This window comes from Arthrobacter sp. SLBN-53 (genome assembly GCF_006715585.1).
Taxonomy (GTDB): Bacteria; Actinomycetota; Actinomycetes; order Mycobacteriales; family Mycobacteriaceae; genus Mycobacterium; species Mycobacterium neoaurum_A.
Genome location: NZ_VFNN01000001.1, coordinates 2,188,619 through 2,213,680, shown reverse-complemented (window position 1 = coordinate 2,213,680; position 25,062 = coordinate 2,188,619). Strand labels below are relative to the sequence as shown.

Sequence of the window (25,062 nt, the reverse complement as noted above, 5' to 3'; positions counted from 1 at the left end):
ACTCCTTATTGAAAATGATTATCAATAAGACATCCTCCGATTCGACGGCGATTAATGCAAACGGTTATCGTTATCGCCGTGACGCACACACCCCGCCTGCTTGCCGCCATCGCGGTGGCACTCCCGCTCGCCCTTGCCGCCTGCGGCTCCGGTGACCAGTCCCCGGCGGCATCGCCGGCGACCACCGCGGATTGCCCGACGACCCCGGTCCGGGTGGTCGTCAGCGTCGATCAATGGGGCCAGATCGTTTCGGCCCTCGGCGGCGCGTGTGCCCAGGTGACCACGGTGTTGGCCGGCTCATCGGTGGACCCGCACGATTTCGAACCGGCGCCCTCGGACGCCGCGGATTTCCAGGGTGCGCAACTGGTCGTCGTCAACGGCGGGCACTACGACGAGTGGGCCACCAAGCTCGCCCAGAGCACGGCTCCCGATGCGCCCGTCGTGAACGCGATGGACATTCTCAACGGTGACCACGACGAGCCGGGCCATGACGAGCCAGGTCACGAGGGTCACGACCACGCCGACCGAACCAATCCGCACACCTGGTACAGCCCGGTCGCGGTGACCGATGTCGCGGAAGCGGTCACCGCCAAACTCACCGAACTGGCCCCGGCCGCCGGTGAGTACTTCGCAGGCAAGCAGACCGAGTTCACCCGATCGATGCAGCCCTACCGGTCCCTCATCGACAAGATCAAGGACGGTGCCGCGGGGAAGAGTTACGCGGCCACCGAAAGCCTCTTCGACGATATGGCCGCCGCTCTCGAGCTGCAGAATCGCACCCCGCAGGGCTACCAGGTGGCCTCGTCGAACGAGGCCGATCCGTCCCCGGCAGACCTCGACGCGTTCCTGCGGTTGCTCGGCGACCGGGGTGTCGATGTCTTGATCTACAACACCCAGACCGAGGGTTCGGTGCCCGAGCAGGTGCGCGCCGCCGCCGAAGCCGCCGGTGTGCCGGTGGTGAATGTCACCGAAACGATTGCGCCGGGCGCCGAGACGTTCGAGGCTTGGCAGGTGAACCAACTCACCGCCCTCGCCGAGGCTCTCGGCATAGCAACCTAGTGTCCGAACCCGCGCTCGTCTTCGACGATGTGAGTGTCGTCCGGGGCGGGCGGCTCATCTGGTCCGAGGGCAGCTTCGCGATCCCGGCCGGCGGCATCGTCGCCCTCATCGGGCCCAACGGGTCAGGTAAGTCGACCATGCTGTCGGCGATCCTCGGGTTGTTGCCCGTGGCGTCGGGCACGATCCGCGTGCTGGGTGCCAAGCCTGGTGTTAACAACGACGTGATCGGTTATGTACCACAGGATTACGTGGCGGGCGCCGGGGAGGCGATCCGCGCCCGTGATGCCGTGACGCTGGGCCTTACCGGCACCCGCTGGGGCCTGCACCGCACCACACGAGCCGACCGGGCCGCGGTCGAAGAGGCGCTGAGCGCGGTCGAGGCCGACGATTTCGCGGATCGCCGGGTGTCACAGCTCTCGGGTGGACAGCGCCAGCGCATCGCGCTGGCCAACGCCTTGGTGTCCCGTCCGCGATTGCTGATCCTCGACGAACCGCTGGCCGCCCTCGACCTGCGCAATCAGCACGAGATCGTGGCGCTGCTGGCCAGACTCAACGCCGATTTCGCGGTGACGATTCTGGTTGTCGCGCACGACCTCAACCCGCTGCTGTCGGTGCTGAGCAGTGCGATCTACCTGCTCGACGGGCACGCACATCACGCCCCGATCGACGATGTCATCGACGCCGACCTGCTGACGCACCTGTACGGCACCCGGATCCAGGTGGCCAACACCCTGCAGGGCCGGATGTACATGAGGAGCGGGGAATGACGACGAGCGTCCTCGCCCTGGGCTATCAGCAGAACTGGTGGGACATCCTGTCTTCGGCGTTCATGCGCAACGCGTTGATCGGCGGCACGCTCGTCGCGCTGGCGGCGGGCCTGATCGGTTACTTCATCATCGTGCGCAATACGGCCTTCGCCGCACACGCGCTGGCTCATATCGGTCTGCCGGGCGCCACCGGTGCCGTCCTGCTCGGGCTTCCGGCGGGGCTCGGGCTGGGTGTCTTCTGTGTCGGCGGAGCGCTGGTCATCGGCGCGATGGGTAAACGCGCGGGTGACCGCGAGGTGACCACCGGCACCGTGCTGGCACTGGCCACCGCCTTCGGGTTGTTCTTCAACTCGCTGGCGACCAAGAACTCCTCGACGTTGACCAATGTGCTGTTCGGCAATCTGCTGGCCATCACCCACGAGCAACTGCTCACCTTCGCCGCCCTGCTGGCCTCGATCGCCGTGGCGGTGGTCGTCATCTACCGTCCGCTGTTGTTCGCCTCGGTCAATCCGCAGGTGGCCGAGGCGAAGGGGGTGCCGGTGCGGATGCTGTCGGTGCTCTTCATGGCGCTGTTGGGGGTCGCGGTGACGATGGCGGTGCAGGCCGTCGGCACGCTGCTGCTCTTCGCGCTCATCGTGACACCGGCGGCCACCGCGATCATGCTGACGGCGCAGCCGTTGGCGGCCATGGCGATCTCGACGGGTATCAGCCTGGCCTCGGTGTGGCTCGGCCTCGGCGTCTCGGCGGTGTTCAATCTGCCGCCCAGTTTCGTCATCGTGACCGTCGCCTGTCTGATCTGGCTCGTGGTCTGGACCGGTAGCCGGATAACGAACCGGGACCCCTCGCATCGTTGACACACAGCGCGCCGGAGCATCTCTCGGCGGTCGCGGTCCCGGCCATCCGCTAGCCTCATGAGGCATGTCCCGAAGTCCGGGCCCGCGGAGGCGGGCGACGCTGGCTTCGTTGGCCGCCGAACTCAACGTCTCGCGCACCACCGTCTCCAACGCCTACAACCGGCCCGACCAACTGTCGGCCGATCTGCGCGAGCGGGTCCTGGCGGCGGCAAAGGAACTCGGCTACCCGGGCCCCGACCCGGTGGCGCGCTCGTTGCGGACCCGGCGTGCCGGCGCGGTCGGCCTGATGATCACCGAGCCGTTGAACTACTCGTTCAGCGACCCGGCTGCGCTGGATTTCGTTGCCGGTCTTGCCGAATCGTGTGAGATCGCCGGCCAGGGCCTGCTGCTCATCGCGGTCGGCCCCAACCGCAGCGTCGAAGACGGGACCGCGGCGGTGTTGTCGGCCGGCGTCGACGGATTCGTGGTGTACTCGGCCTCCGATGACGATCCCTATCTTCCGGTACTGCTGCAGCGTCAGCTGCCCATCGTCATCGTCGACCAGCCGATCGACGTACCGGGTGCTTCGCGGGTCGGCATCGACGACCGCGCCGCGATGCGGCAACTGGCCGAGTATGTGATCGGGCTGGGCCATCGGGAGATCGGCCTGCTGACAATGCGACTCGGTCGGGAGTGGCCGCTGGAAACCACCGCGCCGATGGTCGCCGACCCGGAACGGCTGAACTCACCGCACTTTCACGTGCAGTGTGAGCGCGTGCACGGGGTGTACGACGCGATGACGGCCGCCGGTCTGGATCCGGCTTCCCTCACCGTCGTCGAGAGCTATGAGCACCTGCCCGGCTCCGGCGGGGCCGCCGCCGAGGTGGCGCTGGCCGCGAATCCGCGCATCACCGCGCTGATGTGCACCGCGGACGTGTTGGCCCTCTCGGCGATGGATCACCTCCGTGCGCGGGGGATCTTCGTGCCAGGACAGCTGACCGTGACCGGTTTCGACGGAGTCCCCGAGGCGCTGGCCCGTGGGCTGACGACGGTCTCGCAGCCGGGTATCGAGAAGGGCCGCCGCGCCGGGGAACTGCTGCATCACCCGCCGCGTTCCGGCCTACCGGTCGTCGAGATGCTCGAGACCGAGCTCATCCGCGGCCGGACGTCGGGGCCGCCGGGCTGACCAGTCGCGCCACGATGATGTCGTCGTGGGTGTGCTGGCCGTCCGCACCTGCCGGAATCTCACGACGTCGGCCACGCTCGACTCGCACCTCCCAACGGTCGTCGAACAGCGCGCGGACATCGTCGTGGAGCAGATACATCGCCGGATCGAAGCCGTGCGATTTGGCCAACTCGATGTCGATATCGGCGTGGTGGACCACCAGCAGCGTCCCTCCTGGAGCCACTGCCGAGAGCAACGCCCTTCCCGCCGCGCCGTCCGGTGTGCGCAGCAACGCCGGATAGTGCGCACTCACCAGGTCGAAACCTCCGGCTGGGATCTGCATGTCCTCCAGTCGGTTTCGTAACCACCGAACGTGCACCCCGGCGGTTGCGGCAGCCGCGGCCGCCTGTTCGAGCGCCACCTGGGATACGTCCAGTGCGGTCACCTGCCAGCCCTGACCGGCCAGCCACACCGCATCGGCGCCGAGTCCACAGCCGATGTCCAAGGCCGAGCCCGTCGGGAGCCCGGCGGCCTCGGCGACGACTACGGGGTTGGGGCGATGCGCGGGCAGCCGGTCCAGGAAGGCGGTGTAGCGCTCGTCCCATTCATCGAAAACCTGTGCAGAATGTGGTGTTTCGGTCATTCCACCAGGCTGGCCACCGAACGCCAGTTGTGCAAACAGTATTGCCGATCAGGCAAGTCGACGAGTGCGTGCCGCGGCGAGCACGCCCAGTACCGCGGCGACGTCGGTGGGGGACTCGACCCGGAATTCGGCCAGGCTCTCGCCGGGGCCGACCTTGACCCCGATATCGCCCTTGCGCATCCGCCGGAATGCCTTCTCGTCGGTGACGTCATCGCCGAGGAACACCACAGCCGTTGCGGCACAACGGTCGCGCAACACGTCGAGCGCCTCGCCCTTGTCGGTGACGATCACCGCGAATTCGAGGACGGCCTTACCTTCTGTCAGATGCGCATCCCACGACGCGGCCGCTTCGTGGGCCGCGGCGAGTGCCGCCTCGCCGTCTGAGGCGGATGCGTTGCGGACGTGCAGTGCGACGCTGGCCGGTTTGGTCTCCACCGCGATCCCCGGCCGGTTCTCGGCGATGGAGCGCAGGGTTGCGATGATCTCGGCCAGCAGCGTGGTGTCGATATCGTGGACGAATCCGGTGTCGAACTCGGCACCGTGACTACCGACCGCGTGCACGGCGGGTGACGCGGAGGACAGCTCGCGCAACACCGCCAGTTCGCGTCCGGAGATCAGGGCCGCATCGGTATCGGGAAGTGCCGCCAGCGTCTCGAGTGCGGCGGCCGCCTCGGGGAGTGGTCGGGCATCGGCGGGATCGGCGACGATCGGCGCGAGTGTGCCGTCGAAGTCGGAGGTGACCAGCAGGCGGGCGGTGCCGGCGGTCTCGATGAGGGTGCGCTGCAGGCCGGTGTCGAACACCCCTCACACCTTAGGTTGTTCGCCGTCCCCGATCAGGAGCCGGACCGCGAGATCCAGGCGCTTGGCGACATCGGTGGCCGAGGCGCGGCGGGTCAGCCAGGCCAGCAGATTGGACAGCCAGACATCGGAGATCACCCTGGCGATGTGGTACTGGTCCTCGGTGGGCTCGCCCTCGCTCATCGCGCGGGCGAACATCGAGTCCATGAGTTTCCCGACATGGTCGACCTCACCGGCCGCCGAGGCATCGGCGAAGACGAAGGCGCGGGTCATGGCCTCGGTGAGCAGCGGGTTGCGCTGCATGGAGCGGTTCAGCCTGCCCACCATCACGTTGAGGCGCTCGTAGGGTGTTCCGCCGGTGAGCGTGGCACGGTCGGATTTGGCGTCGATCCGCTCGAACTCCCGGCCGAGGGCCGACACCAACAGGTGCACCTTCGACGGGAAGTAGCGGTACAGGGTGCCCACCGCGACATCGGCGCGTTCGGCCACCGCACGCATCTGGACCGCCTCGTAACCGCCCTTGGAGGCGATGGCCAGGGTGGCATCCAGGATGCGCTTGCGTCGTTCCCGCTGGGCCTCGGACCCGAGTTCGGATTCGGACAGCACGGCCACGGCCATCACCTGTCGAGGTGAATCAGAACCCGATCCGGGTTGTGCTGGCGATGACATCTGCCGGGCTCCTTCGTGATGCGTGTGCCGGGAAAACGATACGCAAGCTGCATGCGGATCCACCACCTCCCCGGCATAGATCACAGCGGCGTGTCCTGCTGCGACGGCAGTCGACTTGACGCTGGGACGCTGGCACTATTAGAACACGTTCTAGTGGGAAGCGCGGCCTTCTCACCCTATGCGAGGAGTAGCCGGTGTCTGTGCTGTCCGTCCCGACCGATACATCGGATGAGGCCGCGGCCCGTGAACTGGTCAGAGACTGGGTTCCGAGCTCCGGATCGATCACCGCGATCCGCAACGTCGAACTCGGCGATCCGCAGGCCTGGCGCACGCCGTTTGCCGGCTTCGCCGAACTAGGGGTATTCGGCGTCGCGGTACCCGAGGAGTATGGCGGGGCCGGCAGCACGGTGGCGGATCTGCTCGCGATGATCGACGAGGCGGCCGCCGGCCTGATCCCGGGACCGGTCGCGGGGACCGCTCTGGCCACCCTGGTCGCCGATGATCCGGCCGTCCTGGAGGCGTTGGCCACCGGGGAGCGCAGCGCCGCAATCGCCATGACCTCCGACATCACGGTCGATTCCGGTACCGCCACCGGCACCGCGCCCTACGTGCTGGGTGCCGATCCCGGCGGGGTGCTCATCCTGCCCGCCGGGCAGCATTGGATCCTGGTGGACGCGAGTTCCGACGGCGTGACCATCGACCCGCTTGAGGCCACCGACTTCTCCCGGCCGCTGGCCCGGGTGACGCTGACATCGGCACCGGCGCAGCAGTTGAATGCCTCGGCGCAGCGGGTCACCGACCTGATGGCGACCGTGCTGGCCGCCGAGATGGCCGGGTTGGCCCGCTGGCTGCTCAACACCGCCAACGAATACGCCAAGGTGCGCGAACAGTTCGGCAAGCCGATCGGCAGCTTCCAGGCCGTCAAACACATGTGCGCGGAGATGCTGCTGCGCAGCCAGCAGGTCACCGTCGCCGCCGCCGACGCGATCGCGGCCGCCGCCGGTGACGATGCCGACCAGCTGTCCGTCGCCGCGGCGGTGGCGGCGGCCATCGGTATCGACGCCGCGAAGCTGAACGCGCGCGACTGCATCCAGGTGCTCGGCGGGATCGGTATCACCTGGGAGCACGATGCGCACCTGTACCTGCGTCGGGCATATGCGAACGCGCAGTTCCTCGGTGGCCGGTCGCGTTGGTTGCGCCGCGTCGTCGAACTGACCCGTGCCGGCGTGCGCCGCGAACTGCATGTCGACACCGCCGATGCCGATGCCATCCGTCCCGAGATCGCCGCGGCCGCCGCCCGCATCGCCGCGTTACCCGAGGACCAACGAGGGCGGGCACTCGCCGAATCCGGGTTGCTGGCCCCGCATTGGCCGACACCGTACGGGCGGGACGCGACCCCGGCCGAACAGTTGGTGATCGACGAGGAACTGGCGGCTGCCGAGGTGGCGCGCCCCGATATCTCGATCGGCTGGTGGGCCGCTCCGACGATCCTTGCCGCGGGTACGCCCGAACAGATCGATCGGTTCATCCCCGGCACCCTCAACGGCGACATCTTCTGGTGCCAGCTGTTCTCCGAGCCCGGCGCGGGGTCGGATCTGGCGGCGTTGCGCACCAAGGCCGTTCGTGTGGAGAAGGATGGCCGCACTGGCTGGTCTCTGACTGGACAGAAGGTGTGGACCTCCAACGCGCACCGCGCCAACTGGGGTATCTGCCTGGCCCGGACCAATCCGGACGCTCCGAAACACAAGGGCATCACCTATTTCCTGGTCGAGATGAGCTCACCGGGTATCGATATCCGACCGCTGCGCGAGATCACCGGTGAGGCCCTGTTCAACGAGGTCTTCTTCGACGACCTGTTCGTTCCCGACGACTGCGTGGTCGGTGAGGTGGACGGCGGCTGGCCGCTGGCCCGTACCACGCTGGCAAACGAGCGCGTCGCCATCGCCACCGGTGGGGCGCTGGACAAGGGTATGGAGCATCTGCTCGCCGTGATCGGTGACCGAGAGCTCGACGGCGCCGAGGCCGATCGGCTCGGTGCCCTGATCACCCTGGCCCAGGTCGGTTCGCTGCTGGATCAACTCATCGCGCGAATGGCGTTGGGCGGCAACGATCCCGGTGCTCCGTCGAGCGTGCGCAAGCTGATCGGCGTCCGCTACCGGCAGGGGTTGGCCGAGGCGGCGATGGACTTCCAGGACGGCGGCGGCATCGTCGACTCACCCGATGTGCGGTACTTCCTCAACACCCGCTGCCTGAGTATCGCCGGGGGCACCGAGCAGATCCTGCTCACCCTCGCCGGTGAGCGGCTGCTGGGGTTGCCGCGCTAGTCAGGTACCCCAGCAGCACCGGCACCACCGGCGGGTGGCCGGGTAGCTCAGCCGAATGTCGTCTGGGCGCAGGCCTTCGGCGTGGTCACGTTGGCACCGCCGAACACCACCTGGATATCGGAGCAGACGACGAAACTGCCGTCGGTGGTGGGCCGCCCGGAGCGCCAGTCGGTCTGCACCGAATCGCCGTCGGTGGCAAAGCGTTGCAACGGGCCACCACCGAAATAGGTCACCGAGACCGTGTAGTCGCTGTTGGCCTTGTAGGCCTTGGACAGCACGTTGTCGTGGTTGGAGCCCTTGAGTTCCCTTGGCATCCCGGCCGGTGCGCTGTACCAGGCCTCCTGCCAGGTGCTGCGATTCATGTTGCGGATGACGATCGTCTGACGCGCCCAGGTGTCCTGGGGCAGCCCGATCGGCCCCGTAGGGGTCAGCAGGCTGGCCTGGGTCCGGAAGAAACACTTGCCATCGGTGCCCGGGCAGTCGGCGGTCACCTGCATCTCGACGATGCCTTGCGGTGTCGGTATCGACGAGGTCCCGGTGTTCGAGGCGGCCGATGCCGTCGGGACGGAAAGGGTGGCCAGGACAGCACACGCCACCGCGGTTGCACCAAGAATCTTCTTCACAGCCATCCCTCCGCTCGTCTGCACGTTAGCCCGAGCACTATTCGTCGTAGGTGACTTCCACCGAATCCGATGTGGGCAAAGCCTGGCAGGCCAGGATGAGGCCCTCGTCGAGATCGGACGGCTCCAGGACGTCGTTGATCTCCATCTCGACATCGCCCTTGCGCATCAGTACCGCGCACGCCCCGCAATGGCCCTCCCGGCAGGAGAACGGTGCGTCCAGACCCTTGTTCAGCAACACATCGAGCAACTTGGCCTTACGCGGCCATTCGATCTCGTGCGTGGTGCCGTCGAGTTCGACGATCGCCTGCGCGGGGCCGCGGTCGTCGTCTTCTTCTACGTCAATGACGACCTGGGCGAACGGGTCGGAATCCAGCGACTTGAACACCTCGATGTGGATATGTCTGGCATCGACGGTCTTGCACGCCGCCTCGGCGGCGGACATGAAGGGGCCGGGCCCGCAGATGAATGCCTCATGCGCGGCGAACGGTCGCACAAGCGTCGCCAGCGTGTCGGTGTTGGGCAACCCCTGCACGGTCTCCAGCCAGTGGATCACCGTCAGCCGGTCCGGGTGCGCGGCCGCCAACTCACGCAGCGCCTCGGCGAAGATGACCGAGTTCTCGTCACGGTTGGCGTAGACCAGGACGACCTTTCCGGTGCCCTTCGCGAGGGCGGACTTGCAGATCGCCATCATCGGGGTGATCCCGCTGCCCGCGGCCAACAGCAGGAAATCGGTGTCCAGCGTCTTGGGCACGAAGGTGCCCGATGGTGCCAGCACATGCATGCGCATACCGGGATGGGCGTTGTCGCACAGCCAATTCGACGCGTACCCGTCGGCGGTCCGCTTGACGGTCACGGTCAGCTTCTCATCCCGTGCGGGCGAACTGGACAGCGAGTAACAGCGGGCCACCGACCCCGTCCGCTCGCTGGGCACGCGCAGCGTCAGGAACTGGCCGGGCGAGTACCGCAACCTCTCGGCGGGCATATCGCTGCCGGCCGGGATGTCGAACACGAGCGACCGGGCATCGGCGGTCTCCTCGATGACGGCGGCGATCTCCAGTTCGAGCACATGGCTGCCGAGCGGTTCCTCCGTCACAGGCCTGGCCTCATTTCCCTCATAACTAGAACATGTTACAAAACTGCAGTTGCGCAGGTCCAGCCGTTGATTGAGCGCGCTACTCGACACAAATCGTAACGTGTTCTAATCTTTTGCTAGTGACGGATCTCGATCCAGGAGGCAATTCAGTGACGTCCATTGAACAGCGTGACGTGCAGGCAGTTCTGAGCGGTATCGACGATCTGTTGCCGAACCTGCGGGAACGCGCCCAGATCGCCGAAGATCAGCGCCAGGTTCCCTACGAGACCATCAACGAACTCGACGAGGTCGGCTTCTTCAAACTGCTGCAGCCCGAGCAGTGGGGCGGGCTGCAGGCCGATCCGACGGTCTTCTACGAGGCGGTCCGCCGGTTGGCCAGCGCATGCGGGTCGACCGGCTGGATCAGCTCGATCATCGGCGTGCACAACTGGCATCTGGCGCTGTTCGACCAGCGCGCCCAGGACGAGGTGTGGGGTGACGACCCGACCGTGCGCGTCTCGTCCTCCTATGCCCCGATGGGCGCAGGCACCGTGGTCGACGGTGGTTACCTGGTCAGCGGAGCATGGCAGTGGTCCTCCGGTAGCGAACATGCCACCTGGGCCTTCCTCGGCGGTCCGGTCATCAAGGACGGCCGGCCGGTCGATTTCGGCAGCTTCCTCATTCCGCGCACCGAGTACACGATCGACGATGTCTGGCATGTCGTCGGGCTCAAGGGCACCGGCAGCAACACCGTCGTCGTCAAGGACGTGTTCGTGCCCTCGCACCGTTTCCTGTCCTACAAGGCCATGAACGACGGCACCGCGGGCGGCTACCAGAACAACACCGCACCGGTCTACAAGATGCCGTGGGGCACCATGCATCCCACCACCATCTCGGCACCGATCGTCGGTATGGCCTACGGCGCGTATGCCGCGCATGTCGAGCATCAGGGCAAGCGTGTCCGGGCCGCCTTCGCCGGTGAGAAGTCCAAGGACGATCCGTTCGCCAAGGTGCGCATCGCCGAGGCCGCCAGCGATATCGACGCGGCATGGCGCCAGCTGATCGGCAACGTCGGCGACGAGTACGCCCTGTTGCAGGCCGGCAAGGAGATCCCCTACGAGCTGCGCGCCCGTGCGCGCCGCGACCAGGTGCGGGCGACCGCGCGCGCGATCGCCTCGATCGACCTGCTGTTCGAGTCGGCCGGTGCCACCGCACTGGTCACCGGCGCTCCGCTGCAGCGGTTCTGGCGGGACGCCCACGCCGGCCGGGTGCACGCCGCCAACGAGCCCGAGCGTGCGTATCTGATCTTCGGTAACAACGAGTTCGGTCTGCCGCCCGCGGACACGATGGTCTGATGACTGCGATCTCCGAACTAACCTTCGAGTCCACCTCGCGGTACGCCGACGTGCAGGCCGGCGACCTGGCCATGCGGTTGCATTACCACGAGGCAGGCGACCCGACGTCGCAGACCATCGTGCTGCTGCACGGCGGCGGCCCGGGTGCGTCGAGTTGGTCGAACTTCGGCCGCAACATCGCCGTACTCGCCGAGCATTACCACGTGTTGGCCATCGACCAGCCCGGTTACGGGCTGTCGGACAAGCACACCGAGCACGAGCAGTACAACCGCTACAGTGCCAAGGCGGTGCTAGGCCTGCTCGACACGCTGGAGATCACGGGACGTGTACCGCTGCTGGGCAATTCACTCGGCGGCGGCACGGCGGTGCGCTTCGCGCTGGATTACCCGGATCGCGCGGGCAAGCTCATCCTGATGGGCCCCGGCGGGTTGTCGGTGAACCTGTTCGCCCCCGACCCGACCGAGGGCGTGAAGGCACTGGCGAAGTTCAACTTCGAGCCGACCCGTGAGAACCTCGAGGCCTTCATCAGGATCATGGTCTTCGACCAGAAGCTGGTCACCCCGGAACTGGTCGAGGAACGCTTCAAGATCGCCAGCACCCCGGAGTCACTGGCGGCCACCCGAGCGATGGGAAAGTCGTTCGCGGGTCCCGATTTCGAGCTCGGCATGATGTGGCGCGAGGTGTACAAGCTGCGCCAGCCGGTATTGCTGATCTGGGGTCGTGAGGACCGGGTGAACCCGCTCGACGGCGCACTCGTTGCGGTCAAGCAGATCCCGCGCGTGCAGCTGCACGTCTTCGGGCAGTGCGGGCACTGGGCGCAGGTCGAGAAGTTCGACGAATTCAACAAGCTCACCATTGATTTCCTGGGCTAGGAGGGCCCTTTCATGAGCATCAAGTCGCTGGGGTACATGCGCATCGAGGCAACCGATGTGGCCGCGTGGCGCGAGTTCGCCCTGAAGGTGCTCGGCATGGTCGAGGGGCAGGGGTCCACCCCCGGTGCCCTCTATCTGCGGATGGACGAGGTCGCCGCGCGCCTGGTCATCGTGCCCGGCGAGCACGACCGGTTGTTGATCTCCGGATGGGAAGTGGCCGACGCCCCCGCGCTGCAGGCGCTGCGCGAAACACTGTCCAAGGCCGGCGTCGAGTATGCCGAGGGCACCCGCGAGGAGCGTGCCGAGCGCCGCGTCGAGGGATTGATCCGCTTCAACGATCCGGCAGGCAACGTCCTGGAGGCCTTCCACGGGGCGCAGTACCTGGGCCGTCGGTTCGTCAGTCCGTATGGCCACAAGTTCGTCACCGGTGAGCAGGGTCTCGGGCATGTGGTGCTCACGTGTGACGACGATGCCGCGGCGCAGGCGTTCTATCAGGACGTGCTGGGCTTCCGGTTGCGCGACTCGATGAGCCTGCCGCCCCAGCTCGCCGGCCGGCCGGCCGACGGCGACCCGGTATGGCTGCGCTTCTACGGTTGCAACCCGCGCCACCATGCGTTGGCGTTCATGCCGATGCCCAACCCGACCGGCATCGTGCACCTGATGGTCGAGGTCGAGGAGTCCGATGACGTCGGACTGTGCCTGGACCGGGCGTTGCGTCGCAATGTGAAGATGTCGGCGACCCTCGGCAGGCATATCAACGACAAGATGCTGTCCTTCTACATCAAGACCCCCGGCGGCTTCGATATCGAATTCGGCTGCGAGGGATTGGAAGTCGAGGACCAGAACTGGGTAGCGCGGGAGAGCACCGCGGTCAGCCTATGGGGGCACGACTTCAGCGTCGGCTTCAAGTAGTCGCCTCATGACCGCCGAAGCCATCGATCCGCGCGCCTTCCGGAATGTGCTCGGGCAGTTCTGCACCGGTGTCACCGTCATCACCACCACGGCCGATGACGTGCCCATCGGTTTCGCCTGCCAGTCGTTCGCGGCGTTGTCCCTTGACCCACCTTTGGTGCTGTTCTGTCCGACCAAACAGTCCAGGGCCTGGCAGGCCATCGAGACCAGCGGCAGGTTCTGCGTGAACATGCTGCACGAGAATCAGCAGCACGTCTCTGCGCAGTTCGGATCCAAGGCACCGGACAAGTTTGCCGGGATCGACTGGACCGCATCGCCATTGGGCTCACCGATCATCGACGGCAGCCTGGCTCATATCGACTGCACCGTCGCCTCGGTGCATGACGGCGGCGACCACTTCGTGGTGTTCGGCGCGGTGCATTCGTTGTCGGAGCCGCCTTCGCTCAAACCGCGGCCGCTGTTGTTCTACCGCGGCCAGTACACCGGGATCGAGCCGGACAAGAACACCCCGGCCCAGTGGCGTGACGACCTGGAGGCCTTCCTGACCACCACGACCTCGGATACCTGGCTGTAATCCCGTCGCTTCGCTCGCCCGGGACGTTGTAATCCCGTCGCTTCGCTCGCCTGGGGCCCTCTGACCCTCTAGTCGCCCACCCGCTGCAGCTTCACGTCGAGTTCGACCTTCGCCGGGCAGTCTCCGATGTACTCCTGGAACGAGGTACCCGTCAGCGCGACGATGGGGTTCTGCGGGCCCTGCGGCAACGGGAGGTCGTCGCGCGAGGTCTGCCGGACCTTGCCGACGCCGTCGGTGCACTCGGCGTCGCCCTCCGGGAAGCTGGCGCTGAAACGTCCGTCACCGTAAAGCATCACGAAGAGATTGTTGGTGTCGATCGTGGACATCAGGCTCACGCACCGGTCGCCCGTGCGCAGGCAGTAGGTCGTCGCCTTGTAGTCGTGCGGCGGGAAGGTCTGCCCGGTCTCCCGGTAGGTCTGTGAGTAGGTGTAGACACCCCGCAGAGCCGCGCCGGGTGCCGGACGCAGCGGCGGTTCCGCGGCCGGATCCGGTGCGGTGACGCTGACCCCCGACCCGGTGGTCGGGGTCAGATGGATGGCGCGTTTGTTCGCGCACAGGGCGGGCGCGGTGGCCCAGGTGTACTCACCGTTCATCGACCCGTCGAGCTGCGGTGTCAGCGAAATGACGGTCCACCCTTGGACATCGGTGTCGACATCACCGACCTTGCATTTGTCGGGAGCCTCGCGCACCTGCAGCCAATCACCGTCGAGGTAGTCGAACACCATGGTGTACAACGGCGCTCCGGCGGCGTCCTGCGGATTCACCACGGCCACCGTGGCAACGCAGTCGGTGCCCTTGCAGACCGATCGCGCCACCCACGTCTCGGTGCGGGCCGTGCCGGCGACCGGCTTGCCGTCCGGCGTCGCGGTCGGACCGACATCGACCTTGAAGGTGCCCTCCAATGCCGGACCGGTCTTGCTCGCCGCCTGCTCACCACCACTGTCCCGGACGGTGTGCAGGCAGGCCGCGAAGCCGCCCAGCAGGACAGCGACCAGCGCGGCCGCGGCCAGAAGTTTGACCAGCGTGCTCTTGGTGTCCTTGCTCAGCCCAATTGCCATCGCCGTAAGAATGCCATCCCAGAGTGGTTGGCAGGAACGCAATCCCATACAACGGCGACGTCGGTGCTCATACCGAGCCCAGCAGTACGTCGGCGTGCTCGCGCACCCGGTCACCTATCGCCTCGACGATCGCCTCGACTTCGGGCCTGCGCAACGTCTCGGCGCGGGTCACCAGCCAGTAGGTCAGCCGCACCGACACCTCGGCGGGCAGCACCCGGACCAGATCGTCGTGTCGATCGGCCATGAAGCACGGCAGCAGACCGAGGCCCGCGTCGGCCCGGGTCGCCTCGACGTGCACGAAGACATTGGTCGAGGACACCGACTGCCGCATCGCCGGGGCGAAGTTGGCGGCCAGGTCCAACTCGTCGACCTGCAGCATGGAGTCGATGAAGTAGACCAACGGATGTCCGGCCAGCTCGTGGACCTCGTGCGGTGTGCCGTGCTCGGAAAGATAGCGCCGTGAGCCGTACAGCCCGAGGCAGTAGTCACCGAGCCGGATGGCCTGTGCGCGATGCACGGTTGGTTCACCCACCACGATCTCGATGTCGACGCTGGCCCGTTGCTGACTGGCCCGGCGGGTGGCCGCCACGATCTCGACCGACACACCGGGGTGGTTGCGCTGCACGTCCGCGGCGGCCGGCGCGGCGATATAGGCGCTGAATCCATCGGTGGCCGAGATCCGCACGACACCCTCCAGCGCGCGCGGACCGCCGTCGGCGTCGGCCAGCGAGCGCACCGCGGCTTCGACGGCCTCGGCGGCGGCGAGCACTTCACGACCGCGGTCGGTCAGCTCCCAGCCGGCCCCGACGCGGGTGAGCACGCGTGCACCGATGGCCTGCTCGAGCGCGGCGATCCGCCGCGAAATGGTGGTGTGGTTGACGCCGAGCTGATCGGCGGCACCGACATAGCGTCCGGTCCGCCCGACGGCCAGCAGGATCAGCAGATCATCGGCGCTCGGCACGGACATATCTGCATTTTTGCAGATAAGTGGTGCGTTTCTGGTCATTGTGCGCGGTGTTACCTGCATGAATACTCAGGCCTATGTGTGCTGCCGATCACAATTCACCCCAGTCGACCACCGGGCTCAAACGCGTCGTCGCGGCATCGATGGCCGGAACGGTCGTCGAGTGGTACGAGTTCTTCCTCTACGGCACGGCTGCGACGCTGGTCTTCAGCAAGGTCTTCTTCGCCCAGACCGGTAGTGAACTCGACGCCATCCTCGCCGCGTTCGTCACGTACGCCGTCGGGTTCGTCGCCCGCCCGCTCGGCGGCATCGTCTTCGGCCACTTCGGCGACAAGTACGGTCGCAAGAAGCTGCTGCAGTTCAGCCTGCTGCTGGTCGGCGCGGCCACCTTCGCGATGGGCTGCCTGCCGACCTTCGACCAGATCGGCTACTGGGCGCCGGCGCTGCTGGTGACACTGCGGTTCATCCAGGGCTTCGCCGTCGGCGGCGAGTGGGGTGGTGCGGTCCTGCTGGTCGCCGAGCACAGCCCCAGCCGACAGCGCGGATTCTGGGCCAGCTGGCCGCAAGCCGGTGTGCCCGCAGGCAATCTGCTCGCCACCATCGTGCTGCTGGTCCTGACCACCACACTCTCCGATGCCGCATTCCTGTCCTGGGGCTGGCGGGTCGCGTTCTGGCTGTCGGCGGTGGTGGTGCTGGTCGGCTATTACATCCGCACCAAGGTCACCGATGCGCCGATCTTCGTCGAAGCGCAGCAGGAGGCCGAGCGCATCAAGGCGAGCTCGTTGTCGGTCGTCGAGGTGCTCAAGCGTTACCCCCGAGGCGTTTTCACCGCCATGGGTCTGCGGTTCGGCGAGAACATCATGTACTACCTGGTGGTCACGTTCTCCATCACCTATCTCAAGACCCAGGTGGGCGCCGACACCAGCACCATCCTCTGGTACTTGCTCTTCGCCCACGCCGTGCACTTCGCGGTCATCCCGCTGGTCGGCCGCTTGTCCGACCATTACGGTCGCCGGCCGGTGTACATCGTGGGTGCGCTGCTCGGGGCCTCCTGGGGCTTCTTCGCCTTCCCGATGATGAACAGCGGAAACTACGCGGTGGTGACGGCCTCGGTGACAATCGGTCTGATGATCCACGCGCTGATGTACGCGCCGCAACCGGCCATCATGTCCGAGATGTTCCCCACCCGGATGCGCTATTCCGGTGTCTCGCTTGGCTATCAGGTCACCTCGATCGTCGCCGGATCGCTGGCGCCGATCATCGCGGTGAAACTGCTCGACATCTACGACTCGTCGGTGCCGATCGCGGTGTATCTCGGCCTGGCATGCGGTGTTTCGTTCCTGGCGGCACTGGTCACCCGGGAGACCAAGGGCATCGACCTCAAGACGCTCGACGACGCCGATGCCCGTGACATTGCCGGGGCGCGGGCATGAGCGAGCCTGCGAGCGAATCAACGGTTCTGAGCGAATCAACGGCATCGGGCCTGTCGGGAAAGACCGCGCTGGTCACCGGGGCGGCCGCCGGTATCGGTGCGGCCTGCGCCCGCGAACTGGCTACCCGCGGCGCGAAGGTGACCGTGGCCGACCGGGATGCCGAGGGGGCGCAGGCACTGGCCGATGAGATCGGCGGCACCGCGTGGCCGGTCGATCTGCTCGACGTGTCCGGTCTTGAGGGTCTGCGCCTCGATGTCGACATCCTGGTCAACAACGCGGGCGTGCAGCGGGTGGCGCCGATAGTCGAGTTCCCGCCGGAAGCCTTCCGCACCTTGCTGACGCTGATGACCGAGGTGCCCTTCCTACTGATCCGGGCGGCGCTACCGCACATGTACGAGGCCGGATTCGGCCGCGTCATCAATCTGTCGTCGGTGCACGGACTGCGGGCCTCCGAATATAAGGTCGCGTATGTGACGGCCAAGCATGCGCTGGAAGGGCTATCGAAGGTGACCGCGCTGGAGGGCGGCCCGCACGGGGTGACCAGCAACTGCGTCAACCCCGGATATGTGCGGACGGCGCTGGTGGACAAGCAGATCACCGATCAGGCCCGCACCCACGGTATCGACGAGCAGCAGGTCGTCGAGCAGATCCTGCTCAAGGAGAGCGCCATCAAACGTCTCGTGGAACCGCAGGAGGTGGCCTCGCTGGTGGGTTGGCTGGCCTCCGATCAGGCCGGCATGGTCACCGGCGCGTCGTACACGATGGATGGTGGGTGGAGCGCCCGGTGAGCCCCGAGCCCCAGTGGGAACCGACAGCAGCCGATATCGCCGACGCACAGGTCACCGCCTTTGCCCGGTTCGCCGGACAGGAGGGTGACTACCGCGACCTGTGGCGGTGGTCGGTCGACGAACCCGAGGCCTTCTGGGGCGCGCTGTGGCGCTACTTCGACCTCGGTGAGATCCCCGGCGAGGTCCTGGCCGATGACTCGATGCCGGGTGCGGTCTGGTTCCCCGGTGTGCGCCTGAACTATGTCGACCAGATCGCCCGGCAGGCCCGCACCGACCGGCCCGCCATCCTGAGTCTCGGCGAGGATTCCGCTGTCACCGAGCTCTCCTGGGGCGAATTGCTCAGTCGCACAGCTTCCTTCGCGGATGCGCTGGTCGAGCTCGGGGTGCGGCCGGGTGACCGCGTGGTGGGATATCTGCCCAATATTGCCGAGGCGGTCATCGCCTTTCTCGGTACCGCCTCGATCGGTGCGGTGTGGAGCGCCTGTGGCCAGGACTATTCGGCGAAGGCCGCGCTGGACCGGCTCGGTCAACTGGAGCCGGTGGTGCTGGTGACCGCCGACGGCTACCGGTTCGGCGGTAGGACCCACGACAAGAGTGCCGATGTGGCCGAGTTGCGAGCCGGACTGCCCTCGTTGACCGCTACCGTCTCGGTGTCCCGGCTGGCGCCGACACCCGAGGGGCAGCTCGACTTCGCGACCGTCACCGCCGGTGACACCGAGCTGAGGACGACCGAGGTCGAATTCGACCACCCGCTGTGGATCCTGTTCTCTTCGGGAACCACCGGGCTGCCCAAGGGCATCGTGCACGGCCACGGTGGCGTGTTGGTCGAACACCTCAAAGCCGTTGCCCTGCAGAGTGATATCGGGCCCGCGGACACCTTCTTCTGGTACACCAGCCCGAGTTGGATGATGTGGAACTTCCAGGTCGCCGGTCTGCTGGTGGGCGCCACCATCGTCTGCTACGACGGCAGCCCGTCCTACCCGACCCCGGATGCGCTGTGGGAGATGACCGCCCGGCTCGGCGTCACGGTGCTCGGTACCAGCCCCGGCTATGTGTTGAGCTGCACCAAGGCCGGAGCGGTGCCCCGCGCCGATCATGACCTCCGCGCCCTGCGCACCGTCGGGATCACCGGATCGTCGTTGCCGGCGTCGACGGCGCTGTGGATGCGGGACAACCTCGGGGCACACGTGCAGGTCGCCTCGATCAGTGGTGGTACCGATGTGGTGTCGGCGTTCATCGGTGGGGTGCGCACGGTGCCGGTGTGGCCGGGGGAGCTGTCCGTGCCGTTCCTCGGCGCGGCGGTGGACGCCTGGGACGAGTCCGGCACACCGGTCCGTGGTGAGGTCGGCGAGCTGGTGATCACCAAACCCCTTCCGTCGATGCCGGTGTCATTCTGGAACGATCCCGACGGATCTCGTTACCGGGAAGCGTATTTCGATATGTTCCCCGGTGTCTGGCGGCATGGCGACTGGATCACCATCACCGAACGCGGCAGCGTCATCGTGCACGGCCGGTCCGATTCCACCCTCAACCGGCACGGAATCCGGATGGGCAGTGCGGATATCTACCAGTCCGTCGAGCGGCTGCCCGAGATCGCCGAGGCCCTCGTGATCGGTGCCGAGCAGCCCGACGGTGGCTATTGGATGCCGCTGTTCGTGGTGCCCGCCGACGGGGTGTCGTTGACCGACGAACTGGTCGACAAGATCAAGCAGACCATCCGCACCGAGGTCTCGCCGCGGCACGTACCCGACGAGGTCATCCTCGCGCCCGGCATCCCGCACACGCGCACCGGCAAGAAGCTCGAGGTGCCGATCAAGAAGCTGTTCCAGGGTGCCGATGTGTCAAAGGTGGTCGAGCGCAGCGCCGTCGACAATCCGGATCTGCTCGACTGGTATTCCGCCCAGCGTCGCTAGCGCACCGTCAGTTCCTGCAGGCCCAGATAGCGGTCCAGGACTTCCGGTGTGGGGTCCGCCCGGTAGGTCTGGGTCGCCCCGCCGTCCCACTCCGGCTGTTCTTCTCGGCCGGACAGGACCCAGGCCGCCTGGCGGGCGGCGCCGAGCGCGACGTACTCGCCGGTCTCGGGCACGTCGACGGTCGTGCCGAATATCGCGGGGGCGATCTGCCGCACCGCCTGTGAGCGGGCCCCGCCACCGATCAGGATCATGCGCTGGGTCGGAATGCCCTGGCCGGCGATCTTCTGCATGCAGTAGGCCATGGAGCCGAGTAGGCCCTCGACGGCCGCCCGAGCGATATTGGCAGGAATCAGGTTTCGCGTGGTGACCCCGTGCATCGCACCGGCCGCGTCGGGCAGGTTGGGGGAGCGCTCACCATCGAAGTACGGAATCAGAACCAATCCGTCGGCCCCGGCGGGTGCCGACAATGCGAGTCGGTCGAACTCATCGAAATCGACGTCGAGCATCGCCGCGACCGCCGCCAGCACGGGTGCGCCGTTGAGGGTGCACACCAGCGGCAGGTGCCTGCCGGTGGCGTCGGCGAACCCGGCGACGATGCCCTCGCCATCGTGGGCGGGCGTCGTGCCGACGGCGCTGACCACCCCGGATGTACCCAGCGACACCACACAGTCACCGACCGTGGCACTCAATCCCAGTGCCGCCCCGGCGTTGTCACCGGCACCGGGACCCAACACGGCGCCTCCGGACGTCGTCCCCGCGCGGTCTCGCGGTCCGAGCACGGCGGGAACCGCCGGCCGGCGACCGCGAAGGGCACATTCGAGCAGGTCGTACTCGTAGCTGCCGGTGGCAGCCGAGAAGTACCCGGTCCCGCTGGCATCGCTGCGGTCCGTGCGCAGCTCGGCGATGTCCTGCGACCCGCTCAGCCGCCAGGTGAGCCAGTCGTGCGGCAGGCATACCGCCGCCGTCGCATCGGCATTGCGCGATTCGTGGTCGGCGAGCCAGCGCAGCTTGGCCGCGGTGACCGCCGCGACCGGGACCACCCCGACGCGCTCCGCCCACGCCGAAGGGCCGCCGAGCTCGGCGACGAGCTGGCCGGCGGCTTCTCCTGACCGGGTGTCGTTCCACAACAGGGCATCGCGCACGACTCGACCGGCATCGTCGAGACAGACCATGCCGTGTTGCTGGGCGCCGACCGAGACCGCCGCGACATCGTCGATACCACCCGCAGTCTGGATGGCCGATTGCAGCGCGTGCCACCAGTGCTGGGGGTCTATCTCGGTGCCGCGGGGATGCGGGGCACTGCCCGTGCGCAGCACCGCACCGGTCGCCGCGTCGCAGACCACCACCTTGGTCGATTGCGTGGACGAATCGATTCCGGCGACCAGCGTCGTGTGCGAACCTGCCATGTCAGAACCTCCCGGGGAGCCCGCGTCTCATTGTGTGTTCGCGCAAAGACAAAAGGCTAGATCAGTCCGTGGGCAGGAACGACGACCGTCGCTCGACGGGGTCGGGTTGATTCCGGGCATGGATGCCGACCTGCAGGCACAATGGCGGCTAGCGGTAACGACTTCCGGCGAGCGAAGGTGCAGGCTGATCTGTCATGAGCGTTCTCAACACAGGTGACGGTACGCAGATCTTCTACAAGGACTGGGGATCCGGGCAGCCGATTGTCTTCAGCCATGGCTGGCCGTTGTCCTCCGACGACTGGGACAACCAGATGTTGTTCTTCCTGTCCCACGGTTACCGGGTCATCGCCCACGACCGCCGTGGGCACGGGCGGTCGACACAGACGCCGGACGGGCATGACCTCGACCACTACGCCGATGACCTCGCCGCGCTCACCGACCATCTCGACCTGCGCGACGCGATCCACGTCGGGCATTCCACCGGTGGTGGTGAGGTGGTGCGCTATCTGGCCCGCCACGGCGAGAGCCGAGTGTCCAAGGCCGCGTTGATCAGCGCGGTGCCGCCGCTCATGGTGCAGACCGAGGCCAATCCCGAGGGGCTGCCCAAGAGCGTGTTCGACGACCTGCAGGCACAGCTGGCGGCCAACCGCTCGGTGTTCTATCGGGCGTTGCCGTCGGGTCCGTTCTACGGGTTCAATCGTCCCGGCGCGCAGTCGGATCCGGCGATCATCGAAAACTGGTGGCGGCAGGGCATGATGGGTGACGCACTCTCCCATTACGACGGGATCGTTGCCTTCTCCCAGACCGACTTCACCGAGGACCTCAAGAAGATCACGGTGCCCACACTGGTGATGCACAGCCGCGACGACCAGATCGTGCCCTACGTTGCGGCCGGTCCGAAGTCGGCCGATTTGTTGCAGAACGGCACGCTGATCACCTACGAGGATTTTCCGCACGGGATGCCGACGACGCATGCGGATGTCATCAACGCAGACCTGCTGTCGTTCCTGCAGTCCTGAACCGGCTGCGGTGGGTCCGATTGTCGGTACTTGTCGTAGGGTCTCGATACACTCGAACACATGTTCGAACGATCGGGTTTGTCGGGGTTGAGCGATGAGGCGCTCATCGCCGAGGTCACCGATGCCACCCGTGCCGAGGCGGCCGCGGCGGCCCGGCGGCTGGCCGCGATCGCCGAGGTCACCGCCCGGCACTGCGAGGACGAAGACGAATCGTCGGCGTTGAAGCTGGTCGACGGATGGGCACTGGCCAAAGCCGAGATCAGTGCCGCCTGCACCCTCAGCCCCCGGGCCGCCAGTGCCCAGATGCGTATTGCGATGGCCCTGCGTGACCGGCTACCGAGGACCGCCGAGGTGTTCGCTCGCGGCTTGGTCTCGGCGAAGGTGATCAATGCGATCTGCTGGCGCACCCAGCTGGTCTGTGACGAGGAGGCGCTGGCGTTGATCGATGCCGGGATCGCCGGCACCGCCCACCAATACGGCGCATTGTCAGAGAGCGCGCTGATCACCGCGGTCGACTTCTGGGTGCACACCTTCGACCCGGTCGCGGTCATCCGATCCAAGGCCGCCGCCAAAGACCGCTACATCGACTTCGGTGACCGTGACGACCCCGACGGGGTGGTCTCGTTCTGGGGACGGATGCGCACCACCGACGCCGCGATCAGCGACACCCGCCTCAACACCCTCGCCAACGGTGTCTGCGACGGTGATCCGCGGACCATGGCCGAACGCCGCGCCGACGCCCTGGCCGCCGTCCTGGCCGGCGCCGACCAACTCACCTGCCTGTGCGGTAACCCCGACTGCGCGAGGTCGGGCAAGGATCCTCGGGCGGGTGCGGTGACCATCTACGTGCTCACCGGACAGGAACCCGATAGCGGGCACGGGGCGAAACCGGCTGCCGGGCCGACGCCCGATGACAGCGGTATGCAGGGACCAGCAGCGCCCGAGGAAGCCGCGCCCACCCAGTTTGGAGCCGAGCCACAGCCACCGTCGGCGCCCTCGACTCCCACGGCACCGGCCGCCAGCGCTCCACCAGACGTGGGTGCCGGGATCACCCTGGACGGGGCGATCATCCCCGCCCACCTGCTCACCGAGCTCATCGCCACCGGCGCGAGGGTCCGGCCCCTGAGCAGCGCAACCAACCTGGGCTCCGAACCCCGCTACCGCCCCTCGGCGAAACTGGCCGCCTACGTCCACATGACATCGATGACGTGCTGCTTCCCCGGGTGCGGGAAACCCGCCCAACGCTGCGACCTCGACCATCTCGCCCCGTGGCCGGCGGGGGCGACCCATCCGGGCAATCTGCGACCGCTCTGCCGCGAACACCACCTACTCAAAACCATGAAAACCGGCTGGACACCGGCAGCCCACCCCGACGGCACCACCACATGGACTGCACCCACCGGACACCGGTACACAACGATGCCACTGGGGCCGATTCTGTTCCCCCACAACACCATCGACACCCCGATACCGAGAACACGCCACATCACCCTCATCGGCGACCACAACAATCTCGGCGACCGCGAACCCGACATCCCACGGCGCCAACGCACCCGACAACACGACCGCGACTACCGCATCCACACCGAACGCACCCGCAACGCCACCGCTATCGCCCTCGACGGTGACCCGCCGTTCTGACTACCGGCCGCTCTGGCCTGCCAACCACGGCCCCATCCGCTCGAGCGCGGTGGTGATATCCGATGCGGCACCGGCGAAGGACAACCGCACGAACGATCCACCATGCACCGTGTCGAAATCCACGCCCGGCGCGATGGCCACACCGGTATCGGCCAGCAGGCGGGCGCAGAAGTCGAGGGAATCGTTGGAATACTCGGAGATGTCGGCATACACGTAGAACGCCCCATCGGCCGGGGCCAGGCGGTCCAGACCGATCTGGGTCAAGCCGGTCAGCAGCACCTCACGATTGGCGGTGTAGTCCCGAACCAATGCTTCCGCCTCGGCCAGCGACGCCGGGTCGAACGCCGCGACCGCGGCCAGTTGCGGCAGCGTCGGCGGACAGATGGAGAAGTTCCCGGTCAGCCGGTCGACCGCACGACGCAGCGGCGCGGGCACCAGGAGCCAGCCCAGTCGCCAACCCGTCATGGCGAAGTATTTCGAGAAGCTGTTGACCACAATGGGATTGCGGGAGGTCTCCCATGCGGAACTGGTCGCAGGCGCACCCTGATACTCCAGACCGTGGTAGATCTCATCGCTGACCAGCTGCACGTCGCGTTCGTCGCACCACGACACGATGGCGGCCAGATCTGCGGACGGGATGATCGTGCCGGTCGGGTTGGCCGGACTGGCGATGATCAACCCCTTCACCGGCGGGTCGAGCGCATCGAGCATCGCCACCGTCGGCTGGAAACGGGTGTCGGGACCGCACGGCACCTCGACGACCTCGCATCCCAGGGCCGACAGGATGTTGCGGTAGCACGGGTATCCGGGGCTGGTCACCGCGACGCGGTCGCCGACGTCGAAGCAGGACAGGAAGGCGAGCAGGAATCCGCCGGTCGACCCGGTGGTGATGACCACGGCGTCCATGTCGACGTCTATCCCATGCTTGGTGTGGTACGACTCCGCGATGGCCGTCCGCAATTCCGGGATGCCCAGTGCCACGGTGTATCCCAGGTTGTGGCCGGCCAGCGCCGCTGCGGCGGCGGCCCGGATCGGTTCCGGGGCCTGTGCGCTGGGCTGGCCCGCGGACAGGTTGACCAGGTCGCCGTGGGTGCGCTGGCGTTCGGCCGCGGCCAGCCAGACGTCCATCACGTAGAACGGCGGAATTCCGGCGCGCAGAGCTTCAGTAGACATC

Annotated in this window: 23 protein-coding genes; 14 read left to right on the top strand and 9 right to left on the bottom strand. The window is 66.9% G+C overall.

Annotated elements, in window-relative coordinates:
* Nucleotides 1-78: 78 nt before the first annotated feature.
* The 4 genes from FBY28_RS10515 to FBY28_RS10500 all read left to right on the top strand — a co-directional run bounded on the left by FBY28_RS10515 (nt 79) and on the right by FBY28_RS10500 (nt 3,845).
* Nucleotides 79-1,059, top strand: a complete 981-nt coding sequence (locus FBY28_RS10515; RefSeq protein WP_216847614.1) for a metal ABC transporter solute-binding protein, Zn/Mn family — start codon at nt 79-81, stop codon at nt 1,057-1,059.
* Nucleotides 1,059-1,826, top strand: coding sequence for a metal ABC transporter ATP-binding protein (locus FBY28_RS10510; RefSeq protein WP_141866519.1), 768 nt, complete (start codon nt 1,059-1,061; stop codon nt 1,824-1,826). Before FBY28_RS10515 ends, FBY28_RS10510 begins: the two co-directional genes overlap by 1 nt.
* Nucleotides 1,823-2,680, top strand: a complete 858-nt coding sequence (locus tag FBY28_RS10505) for a metal ABC transporter permease (RefSeq protein WP_141866517.1) — start codon at nt 1,823-1,825, stop codon at nt 2,678-2,680. The genes FBY28_RS10510 and FBY28_RS10505 overlap by 4 nt, the downstream gene beginning before the upstream one ends.
* Before the next feature lie 64 nt (nt 2,681-2,744).
* Entirely contained in the window at nt 2,745-3,845 is a 1,101-nt protein-coding gene (locus FBY28_RS10500) for an Rv3575c family transcriptional regulator (RefSeq protein WP_141866515.1), read from the top strand.
* Here FBY28_RS10500 and FBY28_RS10495 read toward each other — a convergent pair.
* From FBY28_RS10495 to kstR, 3 genes are read right to left on the bottom strand one after another with little or no spacing between them, the layout of a single operon-like run.
* Entirely contained in the window at nt 3,811-4,467 is a 657-nt protein-coding gene (locus FBY28_RS10495) for a class I SAM-dependent methyltransferase (RefSeq protein ID WP_141866513.1), read from the bottom strand. The genes FBY28_RS10500 and FBY28_RS10495 overlap by 35 nt on opposite strands.
* A gap of 48 nt (nt 4,468-4,515) precedes the next feature.
* Nucleotides 4,516-5,268, bottom strand: coding sequence for a trehalose-phosphatase (otsB, locus tag FBY28_RS10490; protein ID WP_141866511.1), 753 nt, complete (start codon nt 5,266-5,268; stop codon nt 4,516-4,518).
* A 3-nt stretch (nt 5,269-5,271) separates the two neighbouring features.
* Entirely contained in the window at nt 5,272-5,877 is a 606-nt protein-coding gene (gene kstR / locus FBY28_RS10485) for a cholesterol catabolism transcriptional regulator KstR (RefSeq protein ID WP_162269047.1), read from the bottom strand.
* A 251-nt stretch (nt 5,878-6,128) separates the two neighbouring features.
* Here kstR and FBY28_RS10480 point away from each other — a divergent pair, with 251 nt between their 5' ends.
* Nucleotides 6,129-8,258, top strand: a complete 2,130-nt coding sequence (locus FBY28_RS10480) for an acyl-CoA dehydrogenase family protein (protein WP_174241597.1) — start codon at nt 6,129-6,131, stop codon at nt 8,256-8,258.
* Between the two features lie 47 nt (nt 8,259-8,305).
* Here FBY28_RS10480 and FBY28_RS10475 read toward each other — a convergent pair whose 3' ends face one another.
* Nucleotides 8,306-8,881, bottom strand: a complete 576-nt coding sequence (locus FBY28_RS10475; protein ID WP_216847613.1) for a hypothetical protein — start codon at nt 8,879-8,881, stop codon at nt 8,306-8,308.
* A gap of 37 nt (nt 8,882-8,918) precedes the next feature.
* A complete protein-coding gene (locus FBY28_RS10470) occupies nt 8,919-9,974 on the bottom strand; it encodes a ferredoxin--NADP reductase (protein ID WP_141866508.1) in 1,056 nt (351 codons plus the stop codon).
* Nucleotides 9,975-10,123: 149 nt separating this feature from the next.
* Here FBY28_RS10470 and hsaA point away from each other — a divergent pair, with 149 nt between their 5' ends.
* From hsaA to hsaB, 4 genes are read left to right on the top strand one after another with little or no spacing between them, the layout of a single operon-like run.
* Nucleotides 10,124-11,308, top strand: coding sequence for a 3-hydroxy-9,10-secoandrosta-1,3,5(10)-triene-9,17-dione monooxygenase oxygenase subunit (hsaA, locus tag FBY28_RS10465; protein ID WP_141866506.1), 1,185 nt, complete (start codon nt 10,124-10,126; stop codon nt 11,306-11,308).
* Complete coding sequence (hsaD, locus tag FBY28_RS10460; protein WP_174241595.1) at nt 11,308-12,180, top strand: 4,5:9,10-diseco-3-hydroxy-5,9,17-trioxoandrosta-1(10),2-diene-4-oate hydrolase; 873 nt, start codon at nt 11,308-11,310, stop codon at nt 12,178-12,180. The genes hsaA and hsaD overlap by 1 nt, the downstream gene beginning before the upstream one ends.
* Nucleotides 12,181-12,192: 12 nt before the next feature.
* Complete coding sequence (hsaC, locus tag FBY28_RS10455) at nt 12,193-13,092, top strand: iron-dependent extradiol dioxygenase HsaC (protein WP_141866502.1); 900 nt, start codon at nt 12,193-12,195, stop codon at nt 13,090-13,092.
* A gap of 7 nt (nt 13,093-13,099) precedes the next feature.
* Nucleotides 13,100-13,666, top strand: coding sequence for a 3-hydroxy-9,10-secoandrosta-1,3,5(10)-triene-9,17-dione monooxygenase reductase subunit (hsaB, locus tag FBY28_RS10450; RefSeq protein ID WP_141866500.1), 567 nt, complete (start codon nt 13,100-13,102; stop codon nt 13,664-13,666).
* 68 nt (nt 13,667-13,734) lie between these two features.
* On the opposite strand, the gene FBY28_RS10445 is transcribed toward hsaB, so the two are convergent.
* Together FBY28_RS10445 and FBY28_RS10440 are read right to left on the bottom strand one after the other, a co-directional pair.
* Complete coding sequence (locus tag FBY28_RS10445) at nt 13,735-14,724, bottom strand: hypothetical protein (RefSeq protein WP_141866498.1); 990 nt, start codon at nt 14,722-14,724, stop codon at nt 13,735-13,737.
* 67 nt (nt 14,725-14,791) lie between these two features.
* Nucleotides 14,792-15,691: a LysR family transcriptional regulator gene (locus FBY28_RS10440; RefSeq protein ID WP_286177918.1), complete on the bottom strand. Its 900-nt coding sequence runs from the start codon at nt 15,689-15,691 to the stop codon at nt 14,792-14,794.
* Nucleotides 15,692-15,765: 74 nt separating this feature from the next.
* On the opposite strand from FBY28_RS10440, the gene FBY28_RS10435 reads away from it, so the two are divergent.
* Genes FBY28_RS10435 through FBY28_RS10425 form a run of 3 tightly spaced genes read left to right on the top strand, consistent with a single transcriptional unit; the run spans nt 15,766 to nt 19,822 of the window.
* A complete protein-coding gene (locus FBY28_RS10435) occupies nt 15,766-17,121 on the top strand; it encodes an MFS transporter (protein ID WP_141866494.1) in 1,356 nt (451 codons plus the stop codon).
* A complete protein-coding gene (locus FBY28_RS10430; protein WP_141866492.1) occupies nt 17,118-17,909 on the top strand; it encodes a 3-hydroxybutyrate dehydrogenase in 792 nt (263 codons plus the stop codon). The genes FBY28_RS10435 and FBY28_RS10430 overlap by 4 nt, the downstream gene beginning before the upstream one ends.
* Nucleotides 17,906-19,822 (top strand): acetoacetate--CoA ligase, encoded by a 1,917-nt coding sequence (locus tag FBY28_RS10425; protein WP_141866491.1) that lies wholly within the window; start codon nt 17,906-17,908, stop codon nt 19,820-19,822. Before FBY28_RS10430 ends, FBY28_RS10425 begins: the two co-directional genes overlap by 4 nt.
* Here the strand turns inward: FBY28_RS10425 and FBY28_RS10420 are convergent.
* Nucleotides 19,819-21,228 carry a xylulokinase gene (locus FBY28_RS10420; RefSeq protein ID WP_141866489.1) on the bottom strand — a complete coding sequence of 470 codons (1,410 nt, stop codon included), beginning with the start codon at nt 21,226-21,228 and terminating at the stop codon, nt 19,819-19,821. The genes FBY28_RS10425 and FBY28_RS10420 overlap by 4 nt on opposite strands.
* Nucleotides 21,229-21,422: 194 nt before the next feature.
* Here FBY28_RS10420 and FBY28_RS10415 point away from each other — a divergent pair, with 194 nt between their 5' ends.
* Both FBY28_RS10415 and FBY28_RS10410 read left to right on the top strand, forming a co-directional pair.
* A complete protein-coding gene (locus FBY28_RS10415) occupies nt 21,423-22,247 on the top strand; it encodes an alpha/beta fold hydrolase (protein WP_141866487.1) in 825 nt (274 codons plus the stop codon).
* A 60-nt stretch (nt 22,248-22,307) separates the two neighbouring features.
* Nucleotides 22,308-23,888: an HNH endonuclease signature motif containing protein gene (locus FBY28_RS10410; protein WP_141866485.1), complete on the top strand. Its 1,581-nt coding sequence runs from the start codon at nt 22,308-22,310 to the stop codon at nt 23,886-23,888.
* Here FBY28_RS10410 and FBY28_RS10405 read toward each other — a convergent pair whose 3' ends face one another.
* On the bottom strand, nt 23,889-25,061 hold the full coding sequence (locus tag FBY28_RS10405) for a pyridoxal phosphate-dependent aminotransferase (RefSeq protein WP_141866483.1): 1,173 nt from the start codon (nt 25,059-25,061) through the stop codon (nt 23,889-23,891).
* Nucleotide 25,062 lies beyond the last annotated feature (1 nt).

Coding starts and splice junctions, on each gene's coding strand:
- FBY28_RS10505 (WP_141866517.1), top strand. CDS start 1,823: ATGACGACGAGCGTCCTCGCCCTGGGCTATCAGCAGAACTGGTGGGAC.
- FBY28_RS10500 (WP_141866515.1), top strand. CDS start 2,745: ATGTCCCGAAGTCCGGGCCCGCGGAGGCGGGCGACGCTGGCTTCGTTG.
- FBY28_RS10495 (WP_141866513.1), bottom strand. CDS start 4,467: ATGACCGAAACACCACATTCTGCACAGGTTTTCGATGAATGGGACGAG.
- hsaD (WP_174241595.1), top strand. CDS start 11,308: ATGACTGCGATCTCCGAACTAACCTTCGAGTCCACCTCGCGGTACGCC.
- hsaC (WP_141866502.1), top strand. CDS start 12,193: ATGAGCATCAAGTCGCTGGGGTACATGCGCATCGAGGCAACCGATGTG.
- hsaB (WP_141866500.1), top strand. CDS start 13,100: ATGACCGCCGAAGCCATCGATCCGCGCGCCTTCCGGAATGTGCTCGGG.
- FBY28_RS10445 (WP_141866498.1), bottom strand. CDS start 14,724: ATGGCAATTGGGCTGAGCAAGGACACCAAGAGCACGCTGGTCAAACTT.
- FBY28_RS10440 (WP_286177918.1), bottom strand. CDS start 15,691: ATGTCCGTGCCGAGCGCCGATGATCTGCTGATCCTGCTGGCCGTCGGG.
- FBY28_RS10435 (WP_141866494.1), top strand. CDS start 15,766: ATGTGTGCTGCCGATCACAATTCACCCCAGTCGACCACCGGGCTCAAA.
- FBY28_RS10430 (WP_141866492.1), top strand. CDS start 17,118: ATGAGCGAGCCTGCGAGCGAATCAACGGTTCTGAGCGAATCAACGGCA.
- FBY28_RS10420 (WP_141866489.1), bottom strand. CDS start 21,228: ATGGCAGGTTCGCACACGACGCTGGTCGCCGGAATCGATTCGTCCACG.
- FBY28_RS10415 (WP_141866487.1), top strand. CDS start 21,423: ATGAGCGTTCTCAACACAGGTGACGGTACGCAGATCTTCTACAAGGAC.
- FBY28_RS10410 (WP_141866485.1), top strand. CDS start 22,308: ATGTTCGAACGATCGGGTTTGTCGGGGTTGAGCGATGAGGCGCTCATC.
- FBY28_RS10405 (WP_141866483.1), bottom strand. CDS start 25,061: ATGTCTACTGAAGCTCTGCGCGCCGGAATTCCGCCGTTCTACGTGATG.